This is a genomic window from Kitasatospora sp. NPDC057904, assembly GCF_042887925.1.
GTDB lineage: Bacteria > Actinomycetota > Actinomycetes > Streptomycetales > Streptomycetaceae > Kitasatospora.
Genome location: NZ_JBHVOL010000004.1, coordinates 601,539 through 610,967, shown reverse-complemented (window position 1 = coordinate 610,967; position 9,429 = coordinate 601,539). Strand labels below are relative to the sequence as shown.

6 protein-coding genes are annotated in these 9,429 nt (G+C 74.7%); all 6 read left to right on the top strand.

All coding sequences use genetic code 11. The annotated features are described in order from the left end of the window. Positions 1-266 precede the first annotated feature (266 nt). The 6 genes from ACFVSN_RS14395 (at position 267) to ACFVSN_RS14370 (ending at position 9,416) form a co-directional block, all read left to right on the top strand. A complete protein-coding gene (locus ACFVSN_RS14395) occupies positions 267-1,493 on the top strand; it encodes an FAD-dependent monooxygenase (protein WP_387592024.1) in 1,227 nt (408 codons plus the stop codon). Positions 1,494-1,559: 66 nt separating this feature from the next. Further along, on the top strand, positions 1,560-2,081 hold the full coding sequence (locus ACFVSN_RS14390; protein ID WP_380494076.1) for a MarR family winged helix-turn-helix transcriptional regulator: 522 nt from the start codon (positions 1,560-1,562) through the stop codon (positions 2,079-2,081). Positions 2,082-2,218: 137 nt separating this feature from the next. Then, positions 2,219-2,710: a hypothetical protein gene (locus ACFVSN_RS14385; protein WP_387592021.1), complete on the top strand. Its 492-nt coding sequence runs from the start codon at positions 2,219-2,221 to the stop codon at positions 2,708-2,710. An 8-nt stretch (positions 2,711-2,718) separates the two neighbouring features. Then, positions 2,719-3,585 carry an NmrA family NAD(P)-binding protein gene (locus tag ACFVSN_RS14380; protein WP_387955271.1) on the top strand — a complete coding sequence of 289 codons (867 nt, stop codon included), beginning with the start codon at positions 2,719-2,721 and terminating at the stop codon, positions 3,583-3,585. A gap of 348 nt (positions 3,586-3,933) precedes the next feature. Next, the gene (locus ACFVSN_RS14375; RefSeq protein WP_387955269.1) at positions 3,934-7,986 is read left to right on the top strand and encodes a Pls/PosA family non-ribosomal peptide synthetase; all 4,053 of its coding nucleotides are present in this window, start codon (positions 3,934-3,936) and stop codon (positions 7,984-7,986) included. Then, positions 7,983-9,416 carry a M1 family metallopeptidase gene (locus ACFVSN_RS14370; protein ID WP_387955267.1) on the top strand — a complete coding sequence of 478 codons (1,434 nt, stop codon included), beginning with the start codon at positions 7,983-7,985 and terminating at the stop codon, positions 9,414-9,416. The genes ACFVSN_RS14375 and ACFVSN_RS14370 overlap by 4 nt, the downstream gene beginning before the upstream one ends. Positions 9,417-9,429 lie beyond the last annotated feature (13 nt).

The window sequence follows — 9,429 nt, the reverse complement described above, 5'->3', positions numbered from 1 at the left end:
GCTGCGGGAGGGGGTGGCGGAGGGGGTGGCCGCGGAGAGGGGCGTGACGGGTGATTTTCAGACTGCCAACGGTCTTAACCACCCACCCCACAGAGTCGGCAGTCGGAAAATCATCCAGCCCCCGGAGCGGCCACCCCCGCAGCCACCCCCGGCGAACCCCACCCACCCGAAAGCCCACCCCGCACCCCAAGCCCCGCGCAGCGGCCCCCATAAGCCCGCTGTACCCTCCTTCTACAGATGTAGAAGGCAGCACGAAAGGACCAGCCATGAGCAACAACACCGCAGTGGTGGTCGGGGGCGGAATCGGCGGCCTGGCCGCCGCGATCGGGCTCCGGCTGGTGGGGTGGGACGTGACCGTCGTCGAGCGGGCCGCGACCCTCGACGACGCGGGCGCCGGCATCTCCCTGCACGCCAACGGCATGCGCGCACTCGCGACGCTCGGTGTCGCCGACGCCGTCGAGGCCGCGTCGCGGCGCCAGTACACCGGAGGTACGAGGACCCCCGACGGTCGCCGCCTCGCCCTGATGGACGGCGCCGCACTGGAGCGCGAACTGGGCACCCCCATCGTCGGCATCCCGCGGGCCGACCTGCACCGGATCCTCCGCGCCGCGATACCCCCCAGCAACGTCGTGATCGGCTCCGAGGTCACCGAGGTCGCAACCGCCCCCGGTTCCCGGGTCCGGGTGACCTACGACGAAACCACGCTGGAGGCGGACCTCGTCGTGGCCGCCGACGGCATCAACAGCAAGCTGCGCCGCCGTCTGTTCCCGTCCCACCCCGGCCCGGTGTACGCGGGGTCGACGGTCCTGCGGGCCATCACGGACCGCCCGGTCGAGGGTCTGGCCGACGACTTCGCGCTGACCTGGGGCCACGGCGCCGAGTTCGGCCACATCGGGTTCCCGGACGGCCGGGCCGAGTGGCACGCCACGCTCAACGCCCCGGCCGGCCTGCGCTACCGGGACCCGCTCGACGAGATGCGCCGGAGGTTCGCCCGCTGGCACGACCCGATCCCGGCGCTGCTCGCGGCGACCCGCCCCGAGGACGTGCTGCACCACGACGTGAACGAGCTCGTCACACCCGTCCCGTCCTTCGCCGTCGGCCGGATCGCCCTGCTGGGCGACGCGGCCCACGCGATGACACCGCACCTGGGCCAGGGCGCGTGCCAGGCACTGGAAGACGCGGTAACCCTGGCCGCCGCCCTCGGCACCGCCACCGCCCTCGGCACCGCTACCGCCCTCGACACCGCTACCGCCGAAGCCGCCATCACCACCGCACTCACCCGCTACGACGCCGCACGCCGCCCCCGCACCCTGACGGTGGCACGCGACGCCCGACGGGCAGGCAGGATGGGCCAGCAGCTCACCAACCCGGTCGCCGTCGGTCTGCGCAACGCGGCGATCCGGCTCACCCCGCCCGGCGCGATGGTCCGAACGGTGCTGAAGCACGCCGACTGGACCCCGCCCCGCATCACCCCCGCCTCACGCGCCGCGTAGTGCCTCCGGGGCAACCCGCCCCGCCCGGGCTTGACCGGGAAACTGATTAGCCGCCATATTAAACCCATGACGCAGCACCCCGACGCCGGCCACGGCGCCCCCACGCTGGACCAGGCACGCCGCCAGATCGCCCGCTACGGCCTCACGGCCGACCCGCAGGCGGTGCTGGTGGCGGCCAGGCTGATGGCGGCGGGCGCCAGGCTCGGGCAGGCGGGCGAGGTGCACTTCGGCCGGTTCGGACTGTCCACCGGCCGGTACCGGCTGCTGGCCGACCTGGAGGACCACGGCGGCGAGAAGTCGCCGTCCCAGCTCGCGGAGAGCCTCGGCGTCTCGCGGGCGACGGTGACCGGGCTGGTCGACGGACTGGAGCGGGAAGGCCTGGTGGCCCGGCGCCCGTCCATCGAGGACGGGCGGCGCAACGTGGTGATCCTCACCGCGCGGGGGGCGCAGCGACTGCGCGACCTGGCACCGGAGCACTACGCCCGGATGCAGGCCATGGTCGGCGGCCTCTCGGTCGAGGAACGGACGACGTTCCTCGACCTCCTGGCCCGCGTGGTCGAGGGCATCGACGCACTCACCACCGACTAACCACCCCCCACCCCACCCAACGCCCCAGCACCCAGCACCCGACACCCAAACACCCCAATACTTAGCCACCTAACCACCGCACGCCCAAATAATTAGCCACCTAATCAAGCGCCCTCCCCTACAGAACAGGAACCCCCATGAGCAAGAAGGCCCCAGGCGCACCCCCGAGGTTCGTCCTCCGGCGAGAAGTCCTGACCGCCTACGTCATGCCCGCCCTGATGGCCAGCCTCGGCGGCGCCGCGACGCACCAGCCCGAGCTGATGCTCGCCGCGGTCACCACGATCGCCGGCACATCGGCGGTCGTCGCGGCCCTCATCGGAGCCCGGCTGCGCCGCCGCCCGCCCCATGCGTGGGCAGCCCGCGCGCCGCGCGCCGCAGTCGCGATCGTCCTCGCCGTCACCGCAGCAGCCGTGGCCCTGGCCGTCGGCCTCGCCGGAGCGCACTGGCTGCCCCGGATTCCCGCACTGGCCGACCAGGCCTGGCCCGGCCGCCTCCCCGTCGACCTGCCGCTGTCCTCGGCGATCGCCGCGACCCTCATCACCATCCGCTGGCGCGCCTGCCGCCCGCACCGCGCCGCCCCGCAGCACCGGAACGACCCCGCACCCCACCCCGAGAGGCAGACCTCATGATCGTCGTCATGGGCGCAGCAGGCGCCACCGGCGGAGCCACCCTCCGCAGCCTCGCCGCCCTGGGCGCTCCGGCCCGAGCGCTCAGTCGCGATCCCGAGCGCCTCGCCGCCACCCTCGACCGCGACCTCGACGCGAGCGCCCGCCCGCTCGTCGAACCGGTCTTCGCCGACGCGGCCGACCCGGAGTCGCTGCGCACCGCGCTGAGGGGCGCCCACCAGCTGTTCCTCACGATGGCCAACGGCCCGCACCAGGTCGAGCACGAGCTGCGCACGATCGGGGTCGCCGGGGAGTGCGGCGTGGAGCACGTCGTGAAGATCTCCGCCCCGGCCGCGGAGCCGCTGTCCCCCGTGGCCGTCTCGCGCGGACACCACCGGGTGGAGGAACACCTGCGCGCCTCCGGCATGGCGGCGACCGTCCTGCGGCCGTACGCGTTCATGCAGAAGCTCCTCCTCCTCGCGCCCGGCATCGCCGCGGCCGGGGTGGTGCACGGGGCGATGGAACGGGCGCGCTGCAACTACGTAGACGTGCGGGACATCGGGGACATCGCCGCGGACGTGCTCACCCGGCCGGAGCTGGCGGGCGGCACGTACGAGCTCACCGGCGGGCGGGCGTACAGCCATCCGGAGCTGGCCGAGTTGATCGGCGAGCTGCTGGGCCGGCCGGTCCACTACGTCGACCTGTCCCCCGAGGAGCTGCGCGCCCACCTGGTGACGCGGGCCGGGATGCCGGAGTGGCTGGCGACCCACGTGGTGGAGATCCAGCGGCTCGCGGTGCTCCGGAAGGAGGAGCCGGACCCGACGATCAGCCGCCTGACCGGGCGCGTCCCGCGCACCCTCCCGGCCTTCCTGGAGGAACACCTCCCCCTCTTCCGCTGAACCCTCCCCTCCACGCCCCGGCGGGCCCGGACGGCGGCCGGAAACCCCTGATCCGGCCGAAACGCCCGGGCCCGCCACCCGAACAGCGCAAGGGCCCGTGTGGCATGCCTCACGACGCCGATTTTCACCTGACGTTCCGTCAAAACGACTGACGCTCCATCACATCCGAACCACGACCCATCAGTTAACAACTGACGAACAGTCAGATTCGGTCACCCATAGTCGAGTTGCACGCGCTACCCGCCAGTAGCGCCCCCGTCACCCACCGCACCCCCGGGCTACCATCGGTCGGTTGTCTACTCCAGCCCCGGAGTGGAACGGGGCGAGGACAAGGAGTCACGGGCTGCCATGACAGGTGAAGCGAACCATCCGGTCGAACCGAACCAGCCTGACCAGCAGGACGCCTCGGCCCGAGCCGTCTTCCCCGGCCGCCCGGCGCCGGCCGCGCGCACGCTCGTCGACGTCCTCGACGCCACCGTGCGCAGCCACCCGAACGAGCCCGCCCTCGACGACGGCCGCACGGTGCTCAGCTACCGCGCCCTGGCCGCCGAGGTCGAGCAGCTGCGCCGCCGCCTGGCCGCCGCCGGGATCGGCCGCGGCGACCGGGTGGGCGTGCGCGTGCCGTCCGGCACCAACGACCTGTACGTGTCGATCCTGGCCGTGCTCGCGGCCGGCGCCGCCTACGTCCCGGTGGACGCCGAGGACCCGGACGAGCGCGCGCAGCTGGTGTTCGGCGAGGCCGCCGTCGCCGGCGTGCTGGGCGCCGAGCGGGTCCTCACGACAACCGCCGAACCGACGACCCCCGAACCCACGACCCCCGAACGGACGACCCCCGAACCCACGACCGCCGAACCGACAACCGTCAAAACGACGACCGCCGAAACGACGACCGCCGAGCGCGCGCCCGCGCCGGAGCACCGCGCGCCCGCGCCGGAGCACCGCCCCACCCCGGCCGACGACGCCTGGATCATCTTCACGTCGGGCTCCACCGGCCGCCCCAAGGGCGTCGCCGTCACCCACCGCAACGCCGCCGCGTTCGTCGACGCCGAGGCCGCGCTCTTCCTGCAGGAGGAGCCGATCGGCCCGGGCGACCGCGTGATGGCGGGCCTGTCCGTCGCGTTCGACGCCTCCTGCGAGGAGATGTGGCTGGCCTGGCGGCACGGCGCGTGCCTGGTGCCGGTGCCGCGCTCGCAGGTGCGCAGCGGGGCCGACCTCGGCCCGTGGCTGGCGGACCAGGAGATCACCGTGGTCTCCACCGTGCCGACGCTGGCCGCGCTGTGGCCGGCCGAGGCGCTGAACGAGGTGCGGCTGCTGATCTTCGGCGGCGAGGCCTGCCCGCCCGAGCTGGTGCAGCGGCTGGTCACCGAGGGCCGCGAGGTGTGGAACACCTACGGCCCGACCGAGGCGACCGTGGTGGCCTGCGCCGCGCTGCTGACCGGCGACGGCCCGGTGCGGATCGGCCTGCCGCTGGACGGCTGGGACCTCGTCGTGGTCGACGAGGCCGGGCAGCCGGTCGCGCCCGGCGGCACCGGGCAGCTGGTGATCGGCGGCGCCGGTCTGGCTCGGTACCTGGACCCGGAGAAGGACGCCGAGAAGTACGCGCCGCTGCCCTCGATGGGCTGGGAGCGCGCCTACCGCAGCGGGGACCTGGTCCAGGCCGACCCGGCCGGGCTGCTGTTCCTCGGCCGCACCGACGAACAGATCAAGCTCGGCGGGCGCCGGATCGAGCTCGGCGAGGTCGACGCGGCGCTCCAGGCACTGCCGGGCGTCGCGGGCGCGGCCGCCGCCGTCCGCACCGCGCGCGGCGGCAACCAGCTGCTGGTCGGCTACCTCGTCCTCCACGGCGCCGACGACGCACCGGGGGACCCGAACACCCACGAGCCCTTCGACCGCGAGAAGGCCGTCGAGCGCCTGCGCGCCGAGCTGCCCGCCGCGCTCGTCCCGCTGCTCGCTCCGGTCGACACGCTGCCCACCCGGACGTCCGGAAAGGTCGACCGCAACGCCCTGCCCTGGCCGCTGCCCGACCTGGAGACCGGCGGCCCGACCGAGCAGCTGTACGGCACCGAGGCCTGGCTGGCCGAGCAGTGGTCCGAGATCCTCGGGGTCACGGTCGGCGGCCCGCGCGACGACTTCTTCGCGATCGGCGGCAGCAGCCTGGCCGCGGCCCGGCTCACGACGCTGCTGCGCACCCGCTACCCGAGCGCGGCCGTCCTCGACATCTACCAGAACCCGACGCTGCGCAAGCTGGCCCGGCACCTGGAGCGCTCCGCCGCCGACGGGGGCGAGGCCCGGACGATCAGCCCGGTGCCGACCAGGGCCAAGCTGTTGCAGCTGCTCCTGATGCTCCCGCTGTTCACCGTGGTGGGCCTGCGCTGGACGGTCGCCCTGCTGGCGGCCGGCAACCTCCTCAGCCACCTCGGCGACTACCCGTGGGCGCCCACCGCCTCCTGGTGGGCGGTGGGCGCGGGCGCGCTCGTGCTGTACACCCCGGCGGGCCGGCTCGCGATCGCGGCGGGCGGCGCCCGGCTGCTGCTGCGGGGCCTGCGCCCGGGCAGCTACCCGCGCGGCGGCAGCACCCACCTGCGGCTGTGGGCCGCCGAGCGGCTGGCCGAGACGAGCGGCGCGACGGAGCTGTCCGGGGCCTGGCTGGTGCACTACGCCCGCGCGCTGGGCGCCAAGGTCGCGGCCGAGGTGGACCTGCACTCGCAGCCGCCGGTCACCGGCATGCTCAAGCTGGGCCGGGGCTGCGCGGTCGAGGCCGAGGTGGACCTGTGCGGCTACTGGCTGGACGGGGACCGGCTGGAGGTCGGCCAGGTCAAGGTCGGCTCGGGCGCCGTGGTCGGCACCCGGTCGACGCTGCTTCCGGGCGCCAGGATCGGCAAGCGCGCCCAGGTGGTGCCGGGCTCCAGCGTCACCGGCCAGGTCCCGACCGGCCAGCTCTGGGGCGGCGCGCCCGCCGTCAAGCTGGGCCGCGCGGAACGCGCGTGGCCGAAGGAGCGCCCGCTCCGCCGGGCCCGCTGGTCCGCGATGTACGGCGTCAGCGGCACGGCGCTGAGCCTGCTGCCGGTGCTGCCCGCGGCCGCCGCCCTCGCACTGCTCTCCCTGTTCGTCCGCCCCGGCGACGACCTCGGCGCGGCCGTGCGCGGCGCCCTGCTCGGCCTGGTGCCCGCGACCCTGGCGTACGGCGCGGTGTACGCGGCGCAGCTGGTGGCCGCCGTCCGGCTGCTGAGCGTCGGCCTGGTCCCGGGCGTGCACGCCCTGCACGGCCGGGTCGGCTGGCAGGCGTGGACGGTCACCCAGCTGATGGACCGCGCCCGCGAGGTGCTGTTCCCGCTGTACGCGGGCCTGGTCACGCCGCTGTGGCTGCGGGCGCTCGGGATGCGGGTCGGCCGGGGCGCCGAGGTGTCCACGGTGCTGGCGCTGCCGAGCCTGACGACGGTCGGCGACGGGGCCTTCCTCGCGGACGACACCCTGATGGCGCCGTACGAGCTCGGCGGCGGCTGGCTGCGCCTGGGCGAGGCGAAGGTCGGCGAGCGGGCGTTCCTCGGCAACTCGGGGATGACGGCGCCCGGGCGGGCGGTGCCCAAGCGGGGCCTGGTCGGGGTGCTGTCGGCGACGCCGGAGAAGGCCAAGAAGGGCGGCTCGTACCTGGGCATGCCGCCGATGCGGCTGCCGCGCTCGGCGGACGAGTCGGACCAGAGCCTCACGTACGAGCCGCCGGCCCGGCTGCTGTGGGCGCGCGGGCTGGTCGAGCTGGCCCGGGTGGTGCCGGTGCTGGCCTCGGGCGCGCTCGGCGTGCTGACCGTCGCGGCGCTGTCCCGGCTGGCCGGCTCGTCGGCGCTGCTGGCCGCGGCGCTGTCGGGCCCGGTCCTGCTGGCGGCCGGCGCCGTGGCCTGCGCGGTCGCGGTGGTGGCCAAGTGGGTGCTGGTCGGCCGGTTCCGGGCGGTCGAGCACCCGTTGTGGAGCGGCTTCGTGTGGCGCAACGAGCTCGCCGACACCTTCGTCGAGGTGCTGGCCGTGCCGTGGCTGGTCGGCGCGGTGCCGGGCACGCCGCTGCTCAACCTGTGGCTGCGCGCGCTCGGCGCGCGGGTCGGACGCGGCGTGTGGTGCGAGAGCTACTGGCTGCCGGAGGCGGACCTGGTCACCCTCGGGGACGGGGTGAGCATCAACCGGGGCTGCGTCGTGCAGACCCACCTCTTCCACGACCGGATCATGCGGATGGATACTGTGGTCCTCCGCGAGGGCGCCACCCTGGGCCCGGGCGGGATCGTGCTGCCCGGCAGCACGGTGGGCGAGCGCAGCACGCTGGGCCCGGCCTCGCTGGTGATGCGGGCCGAGTCCGTCCCCGCCGACACGCGGTGGCTGGGCAACCCCATCGAGGCGTGGCAGCCCACGTCATGACCACCAGTCCCGGCCCGCAGGAAGCGCACCACGACCCCGTGAAGCCCAAGCACGTCCCGGCGGCCGCCGGAGCACCTGACCCGTACTTCCCGAACAGCGGCGACCACCGCTTCCGGGTGCACCGCTACGAGCTGGCGCTGGACTACCGGCCCGGACCCAACCGGCTCGGCGGCTCGGCCCGGCTGAGCGCGGTCGCGAACGCGGCGCTCGCCGAGTTCGCGCTGGACCTGGCCGAGTTCCGGATCGGGCGGGTGCTCGTGGACGGCAAGGCCGCCCGCTACACCCACCGCGGCGGCAAGCTGCGGGTCCGTCCGGCGAAGGCGCTGACGGCGGGCGCGGCGTTCACGGTCGAGGTGCACTACAGCGGCAATCCCCGGCCGGTGCGCAGCCCGTGGGGCGGCCTGGGCTGGGAGGAGCTGACGGAGGGCGCGCTGGTGGCCAGCCAGCCGGTCGGCGCGCCCTCGTGGTTCCCGTGCAACGACCGGCCGGCGGACAAGGCGACCTACCAGATAGCGGTCACCACGCCGTCGCCGTTCACGGTGGTGGCGAGCGGGCGGCTGCTGACCCGCACCACCCGGGCGTCCAGCACGACCTGGGTGTACGAGCAGAGCGCGCCGACCTCGTCGTACCTGGTGACGGTCTCGATCGGCCACTACCTGCCGGTGCCGCTCACCGAGCGCCCGGCGGTGCCGCAGACGGGGTACGTGCCCGAGCGGCTGGCGGCCTCGTTCGCCCGGGACTTCGGCCGCCAGCCCGCGATGATGGCGTACTTCACCGAGGTGTTCGGCCCGTACCCGTTCGGCGAGTACGCGGTGGTCGTCGCGGACGAGGAGCTGGACGTCCCGGTGGAGGCGCAGGGCGTCGCCACGTTCGGCACCAACCACCTCGGCGGCGGCTGGGAGCGGGAGCGGCTGGTCGCGCACGAGCTCGCGCACCAGTGGTTCGGCAACAGCGTCACGATCGCCGACTGGCGGCACATCTGGCTGAACGAGGGCTTCGCCAAGTACGCGGAGTGGCTCTGGTCCGAGCACGCGGGCGGCCCGGCGGCCGCCACCCACGCCGCCGCCGCGCACTCCCTGCTGGCGGGGCTCCCGCAGGACCTGCGGCTCGCCGACCCGAGCCGGAAGCTCATGTTCGACGACCGGCTCTACCAGCGCGGCGGCCTCGCCGTGCACGCGCTGCGGTGCGCGCTCGGCGACGTCGCCTTCTTCGGGATGCTGAAGGACTGGGCGAGCATCCACCGGCACGGCATCGTGGCCACCGCCGATCTGGTCGGGCACGCCTCCCGCTACACCGAGGCGTCGCTCACGGACCTCTTCGACGCGTGGCTGCACCGGCCCGAACTCCCGCCGCTGCCGGGCGGCCCGGACGTCCCCCGGTGGCGGCAGGGCCTCCAGCGCTGGTACGGCCGCTCCGCGGACGACCGTTAATCACCGGAGACGC

Bases quoted from the DNA above. Each gene is read 5' to 3' on its own strand.
- ACFVSN_RS14395 (WP_387592024.1), top strand. From the start codon at position 267: ATGAGCAACAACACCGCAGTGGTGGTCGGGGGCGGAATCGGCGGCCTG.
- ACFVSN_RS14390 (WP_380494076.1), top strand. From the start codon at position 1,560: ATGACGCAGCACCCCGACGCCGGCCACGGCGCCCCCACGCTGGACCAG.
- ACFVSN_RS14370 (WP_387955267.1), top strand. From the start codon at position 7,983: ATGACCACCAGTCCCGGCCCGCAGGAAGCGCACCACGACCCCGTGAAG.
- ACFVSN_RS14380 (WP_387955271.1), top strand. From the start codon at position 2,719: ATGGGCGCAGCAGGCGCCACCGGCGGAGCCACCCTCCGCAGCCTCGCC.
- ACFVSN_RS14375 (WP_387955269.1), top strand. From the start codon at position 3,934: ATGACAGGTGAAGCGAACCATCCGGTCGAACCGAACCAGCCTGACCAG.
- ACFVSN_RS14385 (WP_387592021.1), top strand. From the start codon at position 2,219: ATGAGCAAGAAGGCCCCAGGCGCACCCCCGAGGTTCGTCCTCCGGCGA.